This window comes from Fundidesulfovibrio agrisoli, assembly GCF_022808715.1.
Classification (GTDB): Bacteria; Desulfobacterota; Desulfovibrionia; order Desulfovibrionales; family Desulfovibrionaceae; genus Fundidesulfovibrio; species Fundidesulfovibrio agrisoli.
Map to the genome: position 1 here is coordinate 180493 of NZ_JAKZKX010000003.1, position 20026 is coordinate 200518.

A 20026-nucleotide genomic window follows, 5' to 3' on the forward strand; every position below is an offset into this window, starting at 1 on the left:
GCTACTTTGTTATACCGAAGTATAATTTATGGTTTTCGTAGCGCAATTGTGTGCGATGTGGCTTTGTAGAATAATGCAGCATGCCTGACGCAACCGCAGGAGTGTCAGGCACGCCGCATTGTGTTGCACTTCTGTGATTTCCTGCTTATAATGTGTTACTCTCTTGCCCTAAGCCTAGGGCAGCTTGCCAGAAACAGTTTCAAAAGCAGTGTTGATCTGAGTTCCGAGTGTCTTCACAACAGTCACGATCACCGCAGCGATCAGAGCCACGAGCAGGCCGTATTCAACGGCACTCGCGCCATCCTCTTCCTTCACAAAACGCTTGAGCAGTTCCAGCATGATGCAAACCTCCCGCCCTGAATGGGCATGATTTGTTTTCAGAGCTGAAACACAAGCTCCGAGTACAATGTATCTACGTGTATTCGTGAGGATGTACAGGTAGGGATTCCCCCATTCGGAGTAAGAATTTCTCTAGATTGAAGTTTGTGCGTAGGTTCGAGAACTTAGGAGTTTTTGCAGATAACATGCTGAAATTAAAGCTCTTATTGGTATTCCCGGTGAGGGTGGAGCCCAGGCCGACAGGCGCGACATGTATCGGAACAACATTATGCCAAATTTGACATGTAATGAGTCGGCATCGGCGCTCCATCCAGCGGAGCGGTCGTCATGCCGTAACGCCCCAAGTTCATGAGGGTTTAAGGCTCCGGGCCTGAAGCGGAGTCAAGCGCGGCCTCGTCGCCCCGCCCGGCTCCTGCCGGAGTCATCCGTCCGCCCGGACGCGCTGCGCTTCAATGAAATCAAGGAAGGCGAACGTCATGTACGTGTCGCGCAGCGTCTCGCCCCGCTGGGGGATGTAGGCTTCCGACAGCGGCCCGTAACGCTTGGCCAGCTTCAGGTAGGGTATCTTCCACGGGTCCGCGCCCATGATCCGGGCGCAGGTGGCGTCCACGCTGACAGGGCTCTCCCCCACGACGATCACCCCGGCCTGCTTGGGCGTGCCCATGATGGGGCCGTCGCCCTCCATGCCCACGATGCCGTCCACAATCGCCAGGTGGGGCTTCACCGTGGCGAAGATGTCCACGATGGACTGCGGGATGCCCTCCAAGTGGAGCACGTTCTTGGGCCAGCCGTAGACCGTGCCGGGCATGACGCCGAAGAGGTTCTTCATGGAGAGCGTCACCCCGGCCCAGTGGTGGGTCTTCATCTTGGCCACCGAGACGATCAGGTCGGCGGCCAGCAGCGGGGAGGGCAGGAAGAGCTTCTTGAGCGAGGTCAGGCCGCTGGCGTTCTGCACGGCGGAAATGGCGCAGGCGTTGAAATCCTGGAAGGGGATGCGGTCCTCGCGCAGGGCGTTGCCCAGCTCCGACAGCTCCAGCACCTCCTGGGTGTCGCGGCGGTGGCCCGCCGCCTCCGCGACCATGACCCGCCCGGCCCCCAGCGACAGGAAAACCTCGGCCGCTGCGGCGACCACCGCCGGGTGGGTGTTGATGTGGCCCGCGCCCAGGTGCGGCTCGACCAGGTTGGGCTTGAGCAGGACGGTCTTCCCGGCGATGCGCGCCGGGTCGAAGCGCAGCTCCGCCAGGGCCCTTTTGAGGATTCCGGCGATGTCGGCCTGGTAGCTTGCGGCCTTGCCGATGAACACCGGCGTCTCCGCGTGGGATTCGCGCCCCATGAAGGCGATCGCCCCGGCGGCGACGGCGGCTCCGGCCGCTGCGGCCTTGATGAACTCACGCCGCTCCATGTGCGACCTCCGGGTTTTCGGCTGCCAGATGCTTCGCCAGGCCGCCCTCCGCCCGTGCGGCCAGCAGAAGCAAGGCCAGGTGCCAGGTCTCGAAGGGGCCGAGCTGCTCCTGCATCTCCAGGCAGCGGGCGATGAGCCCTGATGCGTCGTCCGGCCGCCTGCCCCAGGCGCTGAGCCCGAGCACAGCCCAGGAGAGCGCGAAGGGAGTCCGCAGGCCGGGCGTCTGCCGCTCCAGCCAGTCGAGGCTGTTCGAGACTTCGGCCGGGGGACAGCTCCCCGCCAGCGCCGCCAGGGCCTGCCCCGCGCATTCCGGGTTGGGGAGCAGCTCCTGCCCGTAGACCATGACGTTGCCGTAGTTCCAGCCCCCGGCGGGCAACTGGCGGTCCAGGATCATCCGGCGGCCTTCCTCCACACGGGGATGGCCGCCGCTTCCGGCTGCGGCCAGCGCCAGGATGGCCAGCGCCGTGGGCTCGATCCAGGAGTGCGTCTTGAGCGTCCAGGGCCAGCCCCTCAGGGCCGGGTCATGGCTGATCGGGGAGTCGGGCTTGCGCGGCCAATGCGCGCCGTTCGTTTGCAGCAGGTACGTTTGCGCGGAGCGCAGGTTCCCCTCGAAGCCCGGTGCGCCGAGCCAGGCGAACATGGCCAGCGGGGTGGGCCAGATGGCGTCGGGGGTGTCGGGCAGGAAGGGCACCGCTCCCTGGGCGGTCTGGCAGGAGGCGAGCCTGGCCCGGGCGGGCGGCAGGGAGGGCGCGCCGGGTTCGGCCGTGCGCAGGGCCGCTACGGCCCAGGCGGTGGCGTCCACCCGGAACCCCGTGTCGCCGGACAGGGCGAACCCTCCATCAGGCAGGGACCGCGCCTTGATGGCTGTTGTGAGTGCGTCCAGTTCCGGCATGCGTCTTCCCGTTCCCGCCCCGAGGAGGCGGAATGGACTGTTGTCCGTATATTACTGAATAGGAAGTTAGCAGAACTCCCCGCATGGCAATATACGGGTTTCACCCATAAGAGTGTTCATGGATCAGGAAGTCAGGGATGAGGGCCGGAGACACGCTGTTCCAGAAGGGGGCAGATTGGCACCCGCTCCGCCGTGAGGGGCGGTGGTGCTCGAGGCGCGATGCTCTGGGTGCTGGGTGGAGAACACGGGAACGAGAGGCGTGGGGCAAAGCAGCGGCCTGCGGCCCGAGTGGCTCAGGCGCTGGCGGGGCCGGTCCGGGTGCGGCGCCTGCAGGCAGCCCGGAGGGCAAGGCTGACCGGCAAGCCGCTCCGTAGCAGCGTCCTGCCGTGGGGCTCAGAACAGCACGACGTTGCCGTCGTCCGGCTGGCAGACGGGCGTCTCGCTCATGAGTTCGGAGGAGTGGCGGATGGCTTCGAGGTAGGCGTCCCCGACGTGCTTGACGTTGAGGCTCAGGGTGGAGGCGGCCTTCTCGGTCGCATCCCAGTCGCCGTCGTCGATGTGGTCCAGGAATTCGAGGATGTTGCGGCAGGGGTTGCCCGCATCCAGGATGGCGCGCTTGACGTTGCCGGCCAGGGGCAGCTCCGCGAGGATCGTGTCGATGGGCATGTCGAAGATGGAGTCTATCTTGGAGAACAGGCCCGCGAGGAAGAGCTCGTCCGCCGTCAAGTTCAGATGGATCCTGTTGGACAGTATCTGGAGGAAGAACGCGCGCTGCACGGCCAGCCAGGAGGCCTCCACGGCCTTGTTGGACTGCTTGGTGTCGGAGAGGATGGCCGCGGCGAGCCATTTTCTGAGCTTCTTGGTGCCGAGCACCGTTGCGGCGCGCTCGATGGACCCTATCTTGACGTTGTAGCCGAATGTCGCGGAATTGAGATAGCGCAGCAGGCGGTACGTGAGCGATACGTCGCTGCTGATGATGCAGGTGATCCTGTCGAAGTTGATGTCGTCGTTGCATATTTCGGACAGGATGCGGATGCGTGAGCTCTCGTTGGAGGACATCTTCTTGCCGGAGATCATCTCCGGGCGGGAAAAATAAAACCCCTGGAACAGTTTGAACCCCAGCGACTTGGCGTACTCCATCACCTCGGCGCTTTCCACCTTCTCGGCCAGCATGGTGATTTTCCTGCGCAGGAACGGCCGGGCCATTTCGTAGATTTCCTGGTTGGACTTCCCCAGCACGTCGAACTTGATGATGTCCACCACGTCCATGTAGGCCGCAAGCCTGGAATCGCCCACGTAGTCGTCTATGGCCAGGGTGTAGCCCTGGCTTTTCAGCTCCCTGCATTTCGCCAGCACCTTTTCCGTGGGTTCGATGCGCTCAAGGATCTCCACCACGGTCTTCTTCGGCGGCAGGGCGTAGGCGAAATCCTCCATGAGCAGTTGTTCGGTGAAATTGATGAAGAAGCGCGACGTGTTATGGAAAGGCCCCGTGTGGGCGAGCAGGAAACCGTCCGCGATCACCTTCTGGGTGGCCAGGTTGGCGTCCTTGTTGAAATAGCTGGTCGCCCCGACGTGGTGGCGGAAGAGGAGCTCGTAGCCGAAGACGTTGCCGTCCGCGTCGTAGATCGGCTGGCGTGCGACACAGATGGGGTCGGATACTTCGTTCGCGACTATGAGCATACATCAGTTCCTTGAATCGGCATAGGCTATGCCGGGCAACAGATACCAGGGGTGAGTCGGACCAGGCAAGGAAATAACGGGCGCAAACCAACCCCACTGGTCGGGTCGGAAAGAGATTCCCGACCCGCCGCACGTCCGCCTGGCCCTCAAGGCTGCCCGATCTTCTCGATGCGCACCGCGGTGCCGTAGCAAAGCACTTCCGTGATGCCCGCCGCCACCTCGTTGGCGTCGTAGCGCATGCCGATGACGGCGTTGGCGCCCAACTCCATGGCGTGGGTGCGCATGAGGTCGTAGGCCTCCAGGCGCGATCGCTCGCACAGCTCCGTATACATGGATATCCTTCCGCCGATAATCGCCTCGAACATGGCCACCACGTTGCCGATGATGCTCCGGGAGCGCACGGTGATGCCCCGCACGACCCCGAGGCTCTCCGCCACACGGTAGCCTTCGAAACCGAAGGCGGTGGTCACGAACGCGTTTTTCATCTCCGGCTCCTGTATGCCGTCCTTCCGGCTGGCGCGGGCGTGGGGCGGGGATGCCCGAAAGCGGCAACGCCGCGCCCGGCGGATGTACCCCGGCCCCGCGCGGGAGTCGAGCGCCAAGGTTTCCCGGCGGACACGCTTTACTTTTGCGCCCCACGGCGTAGGTGTGGGCATACGGAGGTGACCCATGAAAGGAGACCACGAGCACAGCCACGAGCACGCGCACGCCCACTGCCACGAGCATGAGCACGAGCACGAACACCCGGGCATCGGCAAGCACACGCACAAGCACGCGCACACCCACAGCCATGAACACGGGCACGCTCACGCTCACCCCCATGAGCACAGCCACGGGGATCAGGTCCACGATCACGACCACGCCGGGGAGCACGGTCGGCACGACCACCAGCACGATCTCTCCGGCGAGCCGCACGACCACGCCCATTGAGGCCGAAATGGGCATTGGCTGCCGGGCGGGAGCGGGGCGATTGCCGCGACCTGGCCCCCGCCCGGCGCGCCGCCTCAGCGAATTTTGGCAACACCCCAGAATGTCGATGTTTTCTCCGAAATCCGCGCGGGTTTGCTATTTCTTGAAACCAACTCCCCCCCAGGCATCTCTAATCTGCTGGAAGGGTTCGGCCTGGAGCCCGCTTGTGCCGGGCAGGGGACATCTCCGGTTGGCGCGGGATATGCATTGTATTTACGGGGAAATATTTTCCGCGTGATCCCTGGGAGGGCGGCTTCCAGGGAGCTTGGTGAAAACAAAACAATTCAAAGGTGTTGCGAAATGTCCCGAGCGTGCAGCCCCACCGAAGCGATCGATGTCGCCAGCGTGGTGTCAGGCCGGAAAGCCGCCTGGGACCGCTTTGTGGAAAATTTTTCCGGCCTGTTGTTGGGTGCCGCCCTCAGGACGTTACGAACCCGCTGCCCGCACATGGCCGTGGAGGACGCCCGCGACGTGGTGCAGGACGTGTTCGTGCGCCTGCTGAAGGACGACTTCCGGCTGCTGCGCAGCTTCGACCCCGCCCGCGCCTCCCTGCCCACCTGGCTGACCGTCGTGGCCCGCTCCACCGCTGTGGATGCGTTGCGCCGCCAGGAGCGCCACCGCGACGCCGTGGAACTCGACGACACCATCCCCGCCTCCGCCTCGCCCCGGGACGCGGCCTTCGGCGGCAGGCTGGACCTGCCCCCCGGCCTGCTCTCGGAGCGCCAGCGGCAGATCCTGCGCATGCTCTTCGACGACGACCTGGACGTGGCCGAGATCGCGGGCATCCTGAAGGTGCAGGCCCAGACGGTGCGCAGCCTGAAGCACCAGGCCCTGTCCAGGCTGCGCGAGCACTACGCTCCCCCGCGCAGCGCCTGAGCTTCCCCCTCCCTCTCCATTCCTCCGGACCGGGCGCGCCATCCTGCCCTTCTTGACCGCCGCATGTGTGCGGGCTATTGAGCCACAACGTATCGATAGCCAAGCGCACCCCGCGCCCGGGAGCAGCATGTCCACGCAAGACGATCCCACGGCCGCCCAGACGGAGGGTGGGGCCTCCACCCAGGCTTCCGGCCAGGCTTCCGGCGGCTGCCCGGACGAGCTCGCCCTGGCCTCCTACCTGGACGGGATGATGCCCGCCGAAGATCGCGCGCGCCTGGAGGAGCACCTCTCCGGCTGCCGCAGGTGCTCCAGGGCCGTTGCAGAGCTGCGCGAGATTCTGGGCCATCTGGAGGCCGACGCGGAGGCTCATGCCGACGAGGCCCGCCAGGCGGCGGAGCGGGCCAAGAAGCTGGTGGAAGGGTAGCTCCGCCGGTTCCATTCCATCCGGCCCGCACCATCCGGTTCGCACCATCCGGTTCGCTTTCTCCGGTACGCACCATCCGGCCAGTTCCATCCCATCCGTCCCGCTGGGCTCGCGCGCCAGCCTCCCCGCATCGCGGAGCCCCCAGGCCCGTCAGTCGTCGAGCTTGGCGATTTCGGATTCAAGCGTGGTCTTGATCGATGAATACGTGCCGAGCAGCGAATCCAGCCGGGCGAACTTCTCCTTGAGGTGGGTGGCCATGGTGTTGATGCGCTTGTTTTCGTCGTCGATCTTCTTTTGGATGTTGTCAGAAATGGTGCTGTAGTTGTCCAGCAGCACGGCCAGCGGCCCCGTTTCCGAGTCGGTCAGGTCCGCCAGTTCGTCCACCAGCTCGCCCACCTTGCCCTGGCGCAGGTTGACGGTGTGGCTGTAGCTGCCGTCCGCCAGGTTGCCCACGGTGAGCACCAGGCCGGAGGTGTCGTAGCCCGCTCCGCCGGTGATGACGCCGGAGTTGGAGGAGAAGCTGGCCGGGTGCCCGCCGATGGAGGCCGAGACGATCTTGCCGCCGCTGACCGTGTAGCTGACGCTGTACGTGCCCGGCTTGGTGATGCCCTCGATGTAGGAGGTGTAGCTCACGTCGCCGCTGTTGGTGTCGCCGTCGAATTGGGCGGAGAATATCCTGGCCACCGCGTCGGCGTTGGAGGCCAGCACGTCGCTCAGCACGTCCTCGTCCAGTTGGAGCTGGCCGAAGGTGTCGGAGCCTTCGGTGGCGTCGGTGCTCAGGCCCAGGGTGGAGAGCGAGATGTAGGTGTCCCGCTTGGCGTCGAAGCCGGTCCCCGGCGAGGCCGTGATGTTCTTGAGCATGGAGTCGATCATCTGCAGGCCGTAGTTGCCGTTGAGGATGGCGGCCTGCTTGGTGGTGGAGTCGTACTTGGTCAGTTCCTGGAGCATGGCCTTCACCTTGTTCACCTGGGTGACGAAGTCGCTCACGGTGCTGACCACGCTGTCCGTGTCGGTGGAGACCGTGATGGTGCCCGCCCCCGAGGACTTGAGCGAGAGCGTGAGCCCGGTGACCACGTCGCTTATCGTGTTGGTGGCGCGGCAGATGTAGGCGTTGGAGAGGGGCCAGCCGTTGATCTTGAGCTTGGCGTCCTGGTTCTCCTGGGTGGTCTGGAAATCGGAGGCCGTGAAGCCCGTGAGGGTGGTGGCCCCGGAGATGACCAGGCTGTTGGCCGCCCCGGTGTCCAGCCCGCGCAGCTGCAGGTAGTAGTTGCTGCCGTCGTAGATGGTGGAGGCCCGCACCCCGGTGGTGGAGGACGTGGCGTTGATGGTGTTGACCACGTCGCGCAGGGTGGCCCCGGCCGGTATGGCGTTGGAGATGGTGGTCCCGGCGTAGGTGTAGACCATCTTGGCGGCCGCGCCCGTGGAGTTCACCGTGTCCGTCAGCGCGGAATAGCCCTGGGTGGTGACCATCATCTTGTTCTTGGCCAGCTGGGCCACGCTGAAGCTGTAGGTGCCGTTCTCGGCCTCGCCGTCGGCCGTGGCGGTCAGGGCGTCGGTGTCGGTGGAGCTCGCGGTCTTGGCCAGGAACTCGTCGATGGTGTCGATCTTCTTGAGCGCCGTGCGCAGGGTGAGCATCTGCGTGTTGAGCTCCGTGAAGGCGGTCTTCTTGTCCTCCCAGGTCTGTTGCCAGGTCTGGTAGGTGCTCACGCGGCTCTGCTCCACCTGCACGAGGCTCGAGATCATGGAGCTGAAGTCCGTCCCGTTGCCGAGCCCCGAGAAATAGATGGCCCCAGAGGTGCTGGTGCCGGAAGTGGCGTCGCCGATAGCCATCTCACGCCTCCATGAACGGCCGGTAGGAGTTGGTGGTGTCCATCACATGTAGTCCAGCAGGCTCATGCCCATGATCTTGGAGGAGGAGGACAGCACGGACTCGTAAGCGTACTGGTACTTGGAGAGGTCCAGGAGCAGTTGCGAGAGGTCCGCGTCCTCCACGGAGGAGAGCTGCGAGGTGGTGTTGTCCTTGAGCACGGAGAGGGTGTTGTCGGCGAAGTCCAGCCGGTTCTCCCGCGCGCCCACGTCGGCGGCGCAGGTCTCCAGGTGGGCCTGGGCTGTGCTCAGCTTGTCCAGGGAGTCGCCGATGCCGTCCGCGTTGTTGGTCTCCAGGTAGCCGATGAGTTCGCCCACGGTCTCGAAGACGTTCTGGTCCGGCTGGCTCGAGAAGGCCACGCCCGCGTTGCTGGCCCCCACGGCCCGGTACAGGCCGCCGAACACGTCCTTGCCCACGCTGTTGATGGCAACCTGGGCCGTGGGCGAGATCTGCACGTTGATGTCCGCCGTGTCGGGCACGATGGTGAACTGGCTCCCGGCACTCAGCGCCGTGCCCCCGTTGGAGGCCAGCTCCAGGTAGCCGCCGGGCACGGGCAGCCTGGCCCCGCTGGCCGTGTTGCCGGTGGCCCAGTTGCGCCCGCCGTCCAGGCTGTAGGAGTAGGACACCGCCCCCGGAATGGAGGCGGTCGCGTCGATGCGCACGGCCACGTTGCCCGGGAACGAGCCCTGCGCCGTGGCCGTCACCGGCGAACCGCCGTAGGAGCGCACCGCGCAGCCGTCCTGGTCGTCCCCCAGGTACAGGGCCGAGGGCCTGAGGATCAGCGCGGTGCCGCCGCCGTCGGCGTCCCCGGTGACCGCCGCCCCGCTCCGCATGGTCACGGCGCAGCCGCCCAGGCTCAAGGTGTCGGAGCCCGCGGCCAGGGTGCCCGTGGCCCAGGTGGAGCCGCCGTCCGAGGAGTAGCGGAAGCCCAGGTCCGCCGAACCGCCCACGGTGCCGCTCTGGGTGAACTGCACCAGCAGGCTTGTGTCGCTCTGCCCGGTCACGGAGAGCACGTCCGCGCTGGTGAGGTTGTCGTCCTGCACGGTGGCCCCGAGCACGCTCTTGAAGGCGTCGGAGGAGGTCTTCTGCCCGGCGAACAGGCTGTTGCCGGAGACCGATGTGTTGGAGAGCGAGAGCAGCTCCTGGTAGAGCTGGCGCACCTGGGTGGCGATCTCCTGCCGGTTCTCGGCCGTGACCGTGCCGGTGGAGGCCTGGGTGGCCAGCTCCTTGATGCTGGTCATCACGGTGCTGGCCTCCAGCAGGGTGGAGTCGGCCTGCTGGAGCCAGCTCCTGGCGGTGTCCACGTTGTCGGAATACTGGCTCAGGTTGGAGATGATGGAATCCAGCTTGCGGGCCTGGGCGTAGCCCACGGGGTCGTCCGAGGGGCGGTTGATGCGCAGCTGAGAGGCGTTCTGCTCGCTGGCCTCGGTCAGCTTGCCCAGGGCGGCGTTCATGTGCCGCATCGCGCCGGAATAGATCATGTTTTGAGAGATGCGCATGGCGGGGCCTCCTACTGCACCAGCCCGAGCACGGTCTCGAACATCTCGCTGGCGGTGGTGATGAGCTTGGCCGCGGCCTTGTAGGCCTGCTGGTACTGCATCACCCTGGTCAGCTCCTCATCCAGGCTGACCCCGGAGACGGACTCGCGCTGGGTGGTCAGGTCGTCAGAGAGGGTCTGGGCGTAGGTGTACCGTGTGGACATGGCATCCGTGTCCGAGCCGGTCCTGGAGGCCAGGGCAGTCATGAAGTCCTGGAGGGTGCCGCTGGTCGAGCCCTTGGCCTGGGTGAAGCCCACGCTGTCGGAGGCCAGCGCGGCCAGGGCCAGGGCCGTGGTGTTGTCCCCGCTGTTGACCTCGCCCCCGCCGTTGACGTGCCCGGCGCAGAGGCGGTTGGGGTCGTCGGCCACCACGGAGTTCACCGCGATGCTGGCCGCGTCCGTGCCGGAGAACAGGGTGTTGATGCCGAGCCCCGCCAGCAGCCCGGAGCTGTCCTCCGCGAACTGGAAGCCCACGCCGTCGGCGGCCTGAATCGAAAGCTGGCCGTTCTGCACGCTGGCGGAGAGCTGCCCGGAGTAGCTGGCGTTGATGGCGGCGGCCACGTCGTCCAGGGAGTGCACGGCGGGGTCGAAGGTCGCGGTTCCGGGCGTGACGGAGCTGAAATCCAGGCCCGAGACCGAGATGTTCTCCCCCGTGGAGGAGTCGTAGAGCGCGATGGAGACGTTGCCGCTGGCGAGCTTGTCCGCCCAGTACAAGCCGCTCTGGCTGAGGGGGACGGAGGCGTCCTTCACGGCGTATTCGCCCTGGGCCTCGCTCATGGTGGTCAGGCCCGCGCCTTGGCTGTGGGCGCGGTTGGCGTTCCAGATCAGGCTCTCGGAGAAGGCGTCCAGCGAGTCCTGGTAGCCGCCGATGTACTGGTCGCGCAGGGCGAAGAGCCCGGCCAGGGAGCCCCCGGAGAGCCTGTTGGCGTTGTCGTTGCCCGTGAGCGGGGTGACGTTGACCTTTCCGCCCGTGGCCGTGATCCAGTACAGCCCGGTCTTGGGCATCACGTCGAAGCCGTCGCCCGCGCTCAGGCTGGTGGACGGGGCGGTGTCCGCGCTGGTTGCCGTGCCGAACCAGAGGGACACGCCGTCCACGGTCTCCTTGTGCGCGGAGTCCCCGGCGGTGAAGTTGCGCACCGAGCCGTCCTCGTTGGTGACCCAGGTTTTCCCTCCATCCAGCGAGACGTTGTAGGTGGCGGCCGTGGACCCGCCGGAGCAGTCCCCGGCGCTGACCATGCGCACCGTGAGCTCGTTGCTGGACGAGCCCTCGAAGTAGAGCTTGCCGTCGAAGGCGGAATCACCGGTCAGGGCCGCGCTGGCCCTGGGCGCGCCCACCTGGAGCGAATACGTCTCGGAGCCGTCCACCAGGTTCTGGCCCTCGGCGGTGAGCACCCGCACCTGCCCGTCGTCGCGGGTGATGACGTTCACGTCCAGATAGCCGGAGAGCTGGCTTATCAGCAGGTCGCGCTGGTCCTGCAGGCCGCTGGCCTGGTCCGTGCCGCCGATGACCTTGTTGATGCCCGCGATCTGCTCGAGCAGGCCGTTGACCGTGTCCACCTGGCTGGCGATGGAGTCGTTCACGGAGGCCACCTGGGTGGCCAGGCTGTCCTGGATGGAGTTGAGCTGCTCGCTGAGGCTCTGGGCGTCGGTGATGACCTGGTTGCGGGCCGCGCTGTTGGAGGCCGAGGCCGAGAGGTCCGACAGCGAGGTCATGAAGGTGTTCAGGGTGGTGGTGATGCCGCTGTCCCCGGAGGAGTCGTTGAACAGGGACTCCACCTGGGCGAGGTTGGTGGCGATGGTCTCGCAGTAGGAGGTCTGGGCGGTCTGCTCCAGAGTGCGGCGCTGCAGGAACTTGTCGAGAGCCCGCACGATGCTCTGGATGGAGGCCCCGGTGCCCAGCCCCGAGCGCGAGACCGTGTCCTCCTGCATGGTCACGGTGCGCCGGGCGTACCCCTCGGTGGAGGAGTTGGCGATGTTGCCGCCGGTGACGTTGAGCGCCACCTGGAAGTTGGAGAGGGCCGTCTGGCCGATGTTCAGCAGGTTGTTCAGCATGGGGTGCCTCCTCGTCCGCCTGGGGGTGCGAAACCGCGCTACCTTTTGAGCTGGATGAGTTCCTGGAGCATGCTGTCCACGGTGCTGATGACCTTGCTGTTGGCCTGGAAGCCGCGCTGGTAGCTGATCATGTTCACCATCTCCGTGGCGGTATCCACGTTGGACTGCTCCAGCTTGCCCGAGGCGATGCTGCCCATGCCCGCCGTGTTGGCCGTGCCGATGCGCGGCTCCCCCGAGTCCAGGGTCTTGCTGTAGAGGTTGCCCCCCTCGCGCCGCAGGCCCTGGAGGTTGGTGAAGTCCGCCAGGCCCACCACGAACAGGTTCTTGGTCTGGTTGTTGGAATACTTGCCCGAGACCACCCCGTCGGAGTCAACGCTCACGCTCTGCAGGAACCCGGAGGCGTAGCCGTCCTGGGATTCGTCGGCGATGCTGAAGGCGCTGGAGAAGTTGGTGGTCGTGGTGTCGTCGGCTTTGGCGCTGACCATGCCGGGCAGGTTGTCCGGGTCCGTGCCCACCAGGGAGGCGTTGGCCACGCCGCCGCTCCAGCCACCGTTGGTGGCCGTGCTGTGGATGCCCAGGTCCAGCTTGACGTTCACGGCGTTGGCCGCGCTGGTGGTGCTGGCGTTGGAGGCCTGGGCGAAGTTGGCCGTGAGCAGGGGGTAGCCGTCGGTGGAGAAGCTGGCCGGCACCCAGTTGGAGAGGTCCTTGAAGTCGCCCGTGGCGTTGGAGCTCAGGGTGAAGGCGCTCATGCTGGAGATGGAGCCCGACGGATCGAAGGAGAGGGTGCCCGTCATCAGGATGCCCGCCGAGGAGGTGGTGCTGACCTTGACCCCGTTGATGGTGCGGCCGTCTTCCGTGGGGTCGCAGGCCACCACGTATTCCCAGACGTCCTTGCCGGAGGCGTTGCTGGCCTTGTCGAAGTAGATGGTCACATCGTGGGAGGTGCCCGCCTGGTCGTAGATCTTGAGCGTGCTCTGGTAGGCGTAGCTGGAGTCGCCCAGGGGCGTGTCCGACTGCCCCGCCCAGCTCTTGAACATGGCGAAGAAGGGGTCGGTGGCGTCGTTGGTCTTCTCCTCGGCCTCGGCGTTGAGGTTGGTGACCATGCGCAGCTTGGTGCTGGCCGAAGGGGCCAGCTGGTAGCTGGTCAGCTTGATGTCGCTCAGGGAGCCGATGTTGGAGACCTTGCCCGTGGCGCTGTCCGTGTAGGCCTTCCAGCCCTGGCAGATGTAGCCGTTGGGGTCCACCAGGTAGCCGTTCTTGTCGAAGGTGAAGTTGCCCGCGCGGGTGTAGTAGAGGTTCTCCGAGTTGGGGTTGTGCACCATGAAGAAGCCGTTGCCGCTGATGGCCATGTCCGTGGAGGAGCTGGTGTCCTGGAAGGAGCCCTGGGAGAAGTCGCCGTAGAGGCTGGCGATGTTGGCGCCCATGCCCACCTGCCCGAAGGTGCCGCCGGTGGTCACGTTGGAATAGAAGAAGTCCTCGAATTGCACGCTGGTGCGCTTGAAGCCCATGGTGCTCGTGTTGGCCAGGTTGTTGCCGATGACGGACATGGCCTGGCTGTGGATGCTCAGGCCGGAGATGCCGGTGTACATGGCGGACATGAGGGAGGACATGGCGTTGGCTCCTGGCGGTTCCGGTTAGGCGTCCGTGTTGGCGACGCTCTGGATGTTGGCGAGGCTGACTTCGCGCCCGTCCGTCAGGGTGAGCATCACCGTGCCGCTTGTGACGCTGACCCCGCTGACCACGCCCGAAACCACCGTGCTGGCGGTGACCGTCTCGCCCGAGGAGTTCTTCCCGGCCACGGCCAGGGAGTAGGTGCCGTCCGCCACGGTGGCCCCGCTGGAGTCCTTGCCGTCCCACTGGAAGCTGTAGGTGCCCGCGCTTTTGTCCCCCAGGCTGACCTTGCGCACCACGCTGCCGTCGCTGTCGTAGAGGTAGGCGGTGAGGTCCGTGAGGCTGGAGGAGAGCGTGTAGGACGAGGTGCTGGCCGTGCCGTCCGACACCTGGAGGCTGGAGCCCACGGCGCTCACGGACTTGCCGATGTAGGCCGCCGCGCTGGTGGCGGACTGCGTGTTCATGGCCGAAAGCATGGAGGTGAGCGAGGTGTTCATGTTGGTCAGCTGCTCCAGCATGGAATACTGGGTCAGCTGGCTGACCATCTGGTCCGTATCCATGGAGCTGTCGTAGCTCTGGTTCTTCAGCTGGGCGACGAGGATCTGCAGGAATGCGTCCTTGTCGATGGACGATGAAGACGAACTGGAGCTGGAGCTGGTGCCGATGCTGTTCAGGTACGAGGTGGTGTCGATGCTCATGGCGTGATCTCCCGTGTGTTGCGTGGTCGCTTGTCGGCGGCGGGTTCAGCAGGCGCCGCAACGTTTCAGGGCCAGCCACTCGTGCTGGAGCAGCTCCATGGCCTGCCACTGGAGGGTGCGCACCTCCTGGGAGGAGACGCCGAGCATCCCGGCGGCCTGGGGCACGGAGCAGCCCTCGCCGTAGATCAGGCGCAGCACGCACTTCTGGGAGGGGGAGAAAAGCTGGTCCAGGCCGCTCAGGTGGTCCTCGGCCCCGGTGACGTCCACATCCATGCAGCGGAAGATCTCGGCCAGGGTGGACTGGGCGTAGTGGGCGTGGCGCACGTAAGCCAGTGCGCACTCCCGGGCCATGACCACCATGCAGGTCTGCACGGAGCAGCTTTCGTTCTGTTCGAGGTAGCGGGGGTTCTGGGCGTCCTGGATCATGCGGTCCAGGATGATGCGCTTCACGCGCTTGACGTCTTCGTGCTCGCATCTGCCCGTGTGCTTCTCCAGAACGAAGCTGGCGACGCGCTCGATCATGTTCCAGCAGGACTGGGCCGTGGGCGCGTCCACCATGTATATCTTGCCGAGCAGCTCTTTCGCGAAGTCCTCGATGACCTGTTGCATGCCGTCACCTCCCGTGATGCGGGATGCGTGCGCCCATGGGCTCCGCGCAGCGGAGGTCTGGCGCTTATCCGTGTCCCTTTGCATGGATATACGGACGGGGGGATGCGAAACATCCACGGGGGGATGCAAGAATTTTCAGAAAGTTGAGGCCGAGGGGTAAAGTATTTCCACTATACTGAAATGATGGGTGAATTTTTTGGCGTGGGGGAGGCGGTTTCGTGTCCGGCTGTCAGGCGGGGCGGAGATGACGGAGGGGAAGCGGGAGGCGGATACGCCGTGCGGGGGGGCCGCCCGGCGGGGGAGGGCGTCAGTTGAAGTAGCGGCTGGCCGGGGCGATGTCCTTGATGGTGATGGGGCTGCCCTTGACCACGATGAACTCGCTGCCGCCCACGGTGTCGGCGGCGGCGGGGTTCCAGTCGTAGGTGTAGCCCAGGCCCGTCCAGGGGTAGGGGCCGCCGGAGATCGAGGGGTTGAAGATGGCGCCCTCGCGCTGGGCGAACCACACGGGGTAGTCCGGCGCGGTCCCGAAACCAGGGGCGGGCGCGCTCTGGGGCAGGGGCACGGCGGCCACGTTGGCCACCGTCTGCAGGGTGAGGGGGAAGGCCGCCTCGGCCTGGTGGGAATCGATGGCAGGGTCTATGGCCGGGCGCAGCATGGACGAGGGCGAGGCCCAGAAGGTCAGCACAGTGTCGTTGGCGTTGCGGGCGGGCAGGCCCAGATACATGGAGGCGGCCAGCTTGCCGTTGGCCGACGCCAGCTCCGGGGCCTCGGCGCGCACATCCTGGTACATCTGGGGCGCGGGCGTGACCCAGAGGTCCACTGCGGCCGGGATGGTCTGGCCGGATTTGTAGCCGGTGTAATAGGCGGCCTTGGTGAAGGTGGCCACCAGCACCTGGCTCTTGCCTGGTTCGCCGCTCCAGACCAGGTTGGGGTTGGAGGCGTCGATGTCCCAGACGGCGGCGGCGGAGGGGGGCGTCTGCACGTGCAGCAGGTCGGCCTGGGCCTGGGGCACGGCCGCGGCGTAGAGGGCGTCGAAGGGGGCGAAGAGTTGGTCTTCCAGAGTGGACGTTTGGCTCGTTTGGGCCTGGGCCGGGGCGGCGAGGGCGAACCACAGGCATGCCAGCAGGGCCGGGAATCCGGCCCAAAGGCTGCCGGGTGGGGGGCAAGGTGTGCTGGCCGGCGCGCGGGCGGAAGCAGAGGCCGGGGTCAAGGACGGCCTCCATGGGGCGCGGCCGCTGCCGGCCGGGGCGCGGGCATGGCGCCCGTCATGCGGTCGCTGCGCCCTGGGCCGGGGCCATCTTTTCGCAGTAGCGGATGAACTTGTGGGCCTCGGCGAATCCGGGATTGAGCTCAGTGGCCTTGCTCAGCACGCCGATGCACTGCTGCATGTCGCCCTTGTCGAAATGCACGCGGGCCAGGTTGAAGTAGATGTGCTCGTCGTCGTCGCGGATTTCCAGGGCCCTGTTGAAGAACTGGATGGATTCGTCCAGCAGGCCCTTCTTGCGCAGGTTGACCCCGAAGCTGTTGAGCTTCTGGCGGTATTCCACGGTGAAGGCCTCGTCGAGCCCCATGAGCACGGAGAGCACCTTGTGCAGCTTCGCGAACTCGCCCTGCTCTGTGTAGACGTCGCCCAGGCCATAGTTGGCGGGCACGCTCATCTCGTCGACCATCAGGGCCTTGAGGAAGGAGCGCTCCGCGTCGTCGAGCAGGCCCATGGAGAAGAACTTCTCCCCCTGGTCGATCTTGGCCTTGAGGGTCCTCAGGGCGGGCACGGTGTTGGTTTCGTAGTAGCGCGGCTCCGGGGTGTGGGTGCGCATGAACAGGTCGAGGTTCATGGCCTTCTTGATGCCGGAGGGCACGTGGTAGGTGTTGAGCGGCTGCGTCTCCACCTGGGCGGGGTCAAGCTGGCGGGCGTACCAGTAGGTGACCTGCTCGTGCCTGTGCTGGGTCGAGCCGGTGCCGACATCTTCGACTTTTTGCAAGGAAAACACGCCGAGAATAACAGGAAAATCACTCATGAAACTCACCGGAGGCAGGGCTGGGATGCAATGGTCTCGCCGGGTGCGTACGCCGCCTGAACTGGAGTCATCCTATTGCAGGACGCATCGCGTGTCCAGCCGCATGCATCGGGCGGCATCCAGTTTGCGGAATGCAGACTGCGTCGGTCCGGTATGAATGCGGGGTGCCCGTACTGCCGAATCAGGGCACCAGAAAGCGCCCGGTGATGGAATTCGGGTCCGCCATGATGGCCTCGGGCGTGCCGCTGGAGACCACCTGCCCGCCGTACTCGCCGCCGCCGGGGCCCAGGTCGATCACGTGGTCCGAGGCCATGATGACCTCGGTGTTGTGCTCGATGACCACCACCGTGGCCCCGCGCTCCACCAACTGGTTGAGCACCTGGATGAGCTTGCCCACCTCGTGCATGTGCAGGCCGGTGGTGGGTTCGTCCAGGATGTAGAGCGTGCCGGGCAGGCTGCGCTTGCCCAGCTCCCGCGAGATCTTGATGCGTTGGGCCTCGCCGCCGGAGAGCGTGGTGGCGGGCTGGCCAAGCCGGATGTATTCGAGCCCCACCTGCTCCAGAATCTCCAGGCGACGAGCCAGGGGCGGGTAGTTCTCGAAGAGCCGCCTGGCGTCGGAAACGGGCAGGTCCAGGACTTCGGCGATGTTCAGGCCCTTGTGGCGCACCTCCAGGGTCTCGCGGTTGTAGCGCTTGCCGCCGCAGACCTCGCAGGTCACGTGGATGTCGGGCAGGAAGTGCATCTCCACGGTGATGACGCCGTCGCCCTGGCAGGCCTCGCAGCGCCCGCCGCGCACGTTGAAACTGAAGCGGCCCGGCTTGTAGCCGCGCTTCTTGGCGTCCGAGGTGGAGGCGAAGATGGTGCGGATCTCGTCGAAGATCTTGGTGTAGGTGGCCGGGTTGGAGCGCGGGGTGCGGCCGATGGGGGTCTGGTCGATGGAGACGATCTTCTCGATGCGCTCCTGCCCTTCGATGCCGTCGATGAGCCCGGGCAGGTCCACCTTGATGCCGCGCGAGAGCGCCATGTGCTTGTAGAGGGTGTCCACCACCAGGGAGCTCTTGCCCGAGCCGGAGGGGCCGGTGACGCAGGTCAGGCAGCCCAGGGGGAAGCGCACGTCCAGGCCGCGCAGGTTGTTGGTGCGCGCGCCGCGCACCTCGAGGTAGCCCTGGTGCTCGCGCCGCTTCTCCGGCCGGGGGATGGAGAGGTCGCCGCGCAGGTAGCGCCCGGTGAGCGACTCGGACCCCAGCAGGCTCTTCACGTCGCCCTGGAACACGATTTCGCCGCCGAGCATCCCGGAGCCCGGCCCCAGCTCGATGACGTGGTCCGCGCTCTGGATGGTGGCCTCGTCGTGCTCCACCACCAGCACGGTGTTGCCGCGCTCCTTGAGCATGCGCAGGGTGCCCAGCAGGCGTTCGTTGTCGCGGGGGTGCAGGCCGATGCTCGGCTCGTCCAGCACGTAGGTCACGCCCACCAGGCCGGAACCCAATTGCCCGGCAAGGCGGATGCGCTGGGCCTCGCCGCCGGAGAGCGTGGACATGTTGCGGCCCAGGCTCAGGTAATCAAGCCCCACGCCGGAGAGGAAGCGCAGCCGGTGCCCCAGCTCCTTGAGCAGGGGCTCGGCGATCACGGCCTGGGCCCCGGCGAAGCTGCGGGCCGTGAGCCAGGCCAGGGCGCGCTCGATGGGCATGGAGCAGAAGCCGAAGATGTTCTGGTCGTCCACGCGCACGGCCAGGGCCTCTGGTTTGAGGCGAGCGCCGTTGCAGGCCGGGCAGGGGCGGCTCTGGCGGAAGCGGGAGAGCTCGTCGCGCCAGATGGAGCCCATGGCCTGGCCCAGCTCCATCATGTTCACCACACCCTTCCAGCCGATAGCCTCGTCGCCCAGGAACAGAGCCTCCCAGGCCTGGCGGGAGAAATCCTTGAGCGGGGTGGTGAGCGTGAAGCCGTGGCGCTGGCCCAGCCCGGAGAGCATGTCGCGCTGGCGGGCGAAGAGGCGCTCGTGCTTCCAGGGCAGGATGGCCCCCTGCGCCAGCGAGAGGCCCTTGTTGGGGGCCAGCAGGTCGGGCTCGAAATATTCCACGCTGCCGATGCCCGCGCACACCGGGCAGGCCCCCTGCGGGCTGTTGAAGGAGAACAGCTGCGGCGTGGGCGGCGGCACGCTGATCTTGCAGGTGGGGCAGACCGAGGTGGTGGAGAAGAAGCGGTCCCGCGAGTGCTCCATCTCGTGCACGATGAGCCGTTCAGACCCCTGGGACAAGGCCAGTTCCACCGAGTCGGCCAGGCGCTTGCGGATGTCCGGTTTGGATACCAGCCGGTCCACCACCAGCTCCACGGTGTGGCGCTTGTTCTTGTCCAGCTCGGGCAGGGGGTCCAGGCCCAGCACCTCCCCGTTGACGCGCACGCGCGCGAAGCCCTGGGCCTTGAGCTTTTTCAGCCGCTCGGCCTGGGAGCCCTTCTGGTGCTCGGCCAGGGGGGCCAGCACCATGAACTTGGCCCCCTCGGGCAGGGCCAGGATGTCGTCCACGATCTGGTCGGTGGTCTGGGCCGCGATGGGCAGCCCGCAACTGGGGCAGTGCGGCTTGCCCAGGCGGGCGAAGAACACGCGCAGGAAGTCGTAGATTTCGGTGACCGTGCCCACGGTGGAGCGCGGGTTGCGCGTGGCGGACTGCTGCTCCAGGGAGATGGCCGGGGAGAGCCCCTCGATCTTGTCCACCTGGGGCTTGTCCATCTGGGGCAGGAACTGCCGGGCGTAGGCCGAGAGCGACTCAACGTAGCGGCGCTGGCCCTCGGCGTAGACGATGTCGAAGGCCAGGGTGGACTTGCCCGAGCCCGAAGGCCCGCAGACCACGACCATCTTGTCGCGGGGGATGTCCAGGGAGACGTTCTTGAGGTTGTGCTGGCGCGCGCCCTCGATATGGATGACTCGGTTGTCGCTCATTGAGGCTCCGGGAGGTGAGACTGGAAGAGAGGCAGATAATGCCTAAGGGGAAAAAAGCAAGCGCGGCCGAGATGCTTCGCGGGGCGTTCGAAGAGGCCGCCAGGTGCCCGCCAAGTG

At 66.0% G+C, this 20026-nt stretch carries 17 protein-coding genes; 3 read left to right on the plus strand and 14 right to left on the minus strand.

Translation table 11 applies throughout. From position 1 onward, the window contains the following. Positions 1–174 precede the first annotated feature (174 nt). From MLE27_RS03570 to MLE27_RS03590, 5 genes are all read right to left on the minus strand, one after another. A complete protein-coding gene (locus tag MLE27_RS03570; RefSeq protein ID WP_243310512.1) occupies positions 175–339 on the minus strand; it encodes a Flp family type IVb pilin in 165 nt (54 codons plus the stop codon). 421 nt (positions 340–760) lie between these two features. Then, on the minus strand, positions 761–1741 hold the full coding sequence (locus tag MLE27_RS03575) for a DUF362 domain-containing protein (RefSeq protein ID WP_243310513.1): 981 nt from the start codon (positions 1739–1741) through the stop codon (positions 761–763). Next, entirely contained in the window at positions 1728–2633 is a 906-nt protein-coding gene (locus tag MLE27_RS03580; RefSeq protein WP_243310514.1) for a hypothetical protein, read from the minus strand. Before MLE27_RS03580 ends, MLE27_RS03575 begins: the two co-directional genes overlap by 14 nt. A gap of 393 nt (positions 2634–3026) precedes the next feature. After that, positions 3027–4313 carry an EAL and HDOD domain-containing protein gene (locus tag MLE27_RS03585; RefSeq protein WP_243310515.1) on the minus strand — a complete coding sequence of 429 codons (1287 nt, stop codon included), beginning with the start codon at positions 4311–4313 and terminating at the stop codon, positions 3027–3029. 146 nt (positions 4314–4459) lie between these two features. After that, positions 4460–4798, minus strand: a complete 339-nt coding sequence (locus tag MLE27_RS03590; RefSeq protein WP_243310516.1) for a YbjQ family protein — start codon at positions 4796–4798, stop codon at positions 4460–4462. A 184-nt stretch (positions 4799–4982) separates the two neighbouring features. On the opposite strand from MLE27_RS03590, the gene MLE27_RS03595 reads away from it, so the two are divergent. The 3 genes from MLE27_RS03595 (at position 4983) to MLE27_RS03605 (ending at position 6582) form a co-directional block, all read left to right on the plus strand. Next, positions 4983–5243: a hypothetical protein gene (locus MLE27_RS03595; RefSeq protein ID WP_243310517.1), complete on the plus strand. Its 261-nt coding sequence runs from the start codon at positions 4983–4985 to the stop codon at positions 5241–5243. 339 nt (positions 5244–5582) lie between these two features. Next, positions 5583–6158, plus strand: a complete 576-nt coding sequence (locus MLE27_RS03600; protein WP_279355666.1) for an RNA polymerase sigma factor — start codon at positions 5583–5585, stop codon at positions 6156–6158. 127 nt (positions 6159–6285) lie between these two features. Further along, positions 6286–6582, plus strand: coding sequence for an anti-sigma factor family protein (locus MLE27_RS03605; protein WP_243310519.1), 297 nt, complete (start codon positions 6286–6288; stop codon positions 6580–6582). 150 nt (positions 6583–6732) lie between these two features. Here the strand turns inward: MLE27_RS03605 and fliD are convergent, their stop codons facing one another. From fliD to uvrA, 9 genes are all read right to left on the minus strand, one after another. Next, positions 6733–8412, minus strand: coding sequence for a flagellar filament capping protein FliD (gene fliD, locus MLE27_RS03610; protein ID WP_243310520.1), 1680 nt, complete (start codon positions 8410–8412; stop codon positions 6733–6735). 42 nt (positions 8413–8454) lie between these two features. After that, complete coding sequence (gene flgL / locus MLE27_RS03615) at positions 8455–9948, minus strand: flagellar hook-associated protein FlgL (protein WP_243310521.1); 1494 nt, start codon at positions 9946–9948, stop codon at positions 8455–8457. Positions 9949–9959: 11 nt separating this feature from the next. Further along, positions 9960–12038 carry a flagellar hook-associated protein FlgK gene (flgK, locus tag MLE27_RS03620; protein WP_243310522.1) on the minus strand — a complete coding sequence of 693 codons (2079 nt, stop codon included), beginning with the start codon at positions 12036–12038 and terminating at the stop codon, positions 9960–9962. A gap of 38 nt (positions 12039–12076) precedes the next feature. Then, complete coding sequence (locus tag MLE27_RS03625; RefSeq protein WP_243310523.1) at positions 12077–13648, minus strand: flagellar hook protein FlgE; 1572 nt, start codon at positions 13646–13648, stop codon at positions 12077–12079. A 24-nt stretch (positions 13649–13672) separates the two neighbouring features. After that, positions 13673–14347, minus strand: a complete 675-nt coding sequence (locus tag MLE27_RS03630; RefSeq protein WP_243310524.1) for a flagellar hook assembly protein FlgD — start codon at positions 14345–14347, stop codon at positions 13673–13675. Between the two features lie 45 nt (positions 14348–14392). After that, positions 14393–14956, minus strand: a complete 564-nt coding sequence (locus MLE27_RS03635) for an RNA polymerase sigma factor (protein WP_243310525.1) — start codon at positions 14954–14956, stop codon at positions 14393–14395. Between the two features lie 307 nt (positions 14957–15263). Continuing rightward, positions 15264–16166, minus strand: coding sequence for a hypothetical protein (locus tag MLE27_RS03640; protein ID WP_243310526.1), 903 nt, complete (start codon positions 16164–16166; stop codon positions 15264–15266). 55 nt (positions 16167–16221) lie between these two features. Further along, complete coding sequence (locus MLE27_RS03645; protein WP_341482497.1) at positions 16222–16947, minus strand: tetratricopeptide repeat protein; 726 nt, start codon at positions 16945–16947, stop codon at positions 16222–16224. Positions 16948–17155: 208 nt separating this feature from the next. Beyond that, entirely contained in the window at positions 17156–19909 is a 2754-nt protein-coding gene (gene uvrA / locus MLE27_RS03650; RefSeq protein ID WP_243310528.1) for an excinuclease ABC subunit UvrA, read from the minus strand. Positions 19910–20026: the final 117 nt, after the last annotated feature.

What these genes read in the sequence shown, in the direction of transcription:
- MLE27_RS03590 (WP_243310516.1), bottom strand. Translation starts at nt 4,798, where the DNA reads ATGAAAAACGCGTTCGTGACCACCGCCTTCGGTTTCGAAGGCTACCGT.
- MLE27_RS03625 (WP_243310523.1), bottom strand. Translation starts at nt 13,648, where the DNA reads ATGTCCTCCCTCATGTCCGCCATGTACACCGGCATCTCCGGCCTGAGC.
- MLE27_RS03635 (WP_243310525.1), bottom strand. Translation starts at nt 14,956, where the DNA reads ATGCAACAGGTCATCGAGGACTTCGCGAAAGAGCTGCTCGGCAAGATA.
- MLE27_RS03605 (WP_243310519.1), top strand. Translation starts at nt 6,286, where the DNA reads ATGTCCACGCAAGACGATCCCACGGCCGCCCAGACGGAGGGTGGGGCC.
- flgL (WP_243310521.1), bottom strand. Translation starts at nt 9,948, where the DNA reads ATGCGCATCTCTCAAAACATGATCTATTCCGGCGCGATGCGGCACATG.
- MLE27_RS03585 (WP_243310515.1), bottom strand. Translation starts at nt 4,313, where the DNA reads ATGCTCATAGTCGCGAACGAAGTATCCGACCCCATCTGTGTCGCACGC.
- fliD (WP_243310520.1), bottom strand. Translation starts at nt 8,412, where the DNA reads ATGGCTATCGGCGACGCCACTTCCGGCACCAGCACCTCTGGGGCCATC.
- MLE27_RS03575 (WP_243310513.1), bottom strand. Translation starts at nt 1,741, where the DNA reads ATGGAGCGGCGTGAGTTCATCAAGGCCGCAGCGGCCGGAGCCGCCGTC.
- flgK (WP_243310522.1), bottom strand. Translation starts at nt 12,038, where the DNA reads ATGCTGAACAACCTGCTGAACATCGGCCAGACGGCCCTCTCCAACTTC.
- MLE27_RS03580 (WP_243310514.1), bottom strand. Translation starts at nt 2,633, where the DNA reads ATGCCGGAACTGGACGCACTCACAACAGCCATCAAGGCGCGGTCCCTG.
- MLE27_RS03595 (WP_243310517.1), top strand. Translation starts at nt 4,983, where the DNA reads ATGAAAGGAGACCACGAGCACAGCCACGAGCACGCGCACGCCCACTGC.
- MLE27_RS03570 (WP_243310512.1), bottom strand. Translation starts at nt 339, where the DNA reads ATGCTGGAACTGCTCAAGCGTTTTGTGAAGGAAGAGGATGGCGCGAGT.
- MLE27_RS03630 (WP_243310524.1), bottom strand. Translation starts at nt 14,347, where the DNA reads ATGAGCATCGACACCACCTCGTACCTGAACAGCATCGGCACCAGCTCC.
- uvrA (WP_243310528.1), bottom strand. Translation starts at nt 19,909, where the DNA reads ATGAGCGACAACCGAGTCATCCATATCGAGGGCGCGCGCCAGCACAAC.
- MLE27_RS03600 (WP_279355666.1), top strand. Translation starts at nt 5,583, where the DNA reads ATGTCCCGAGCGTGCAGCCCCACCGAAGCGATCGATGTCGCCAGCGTG.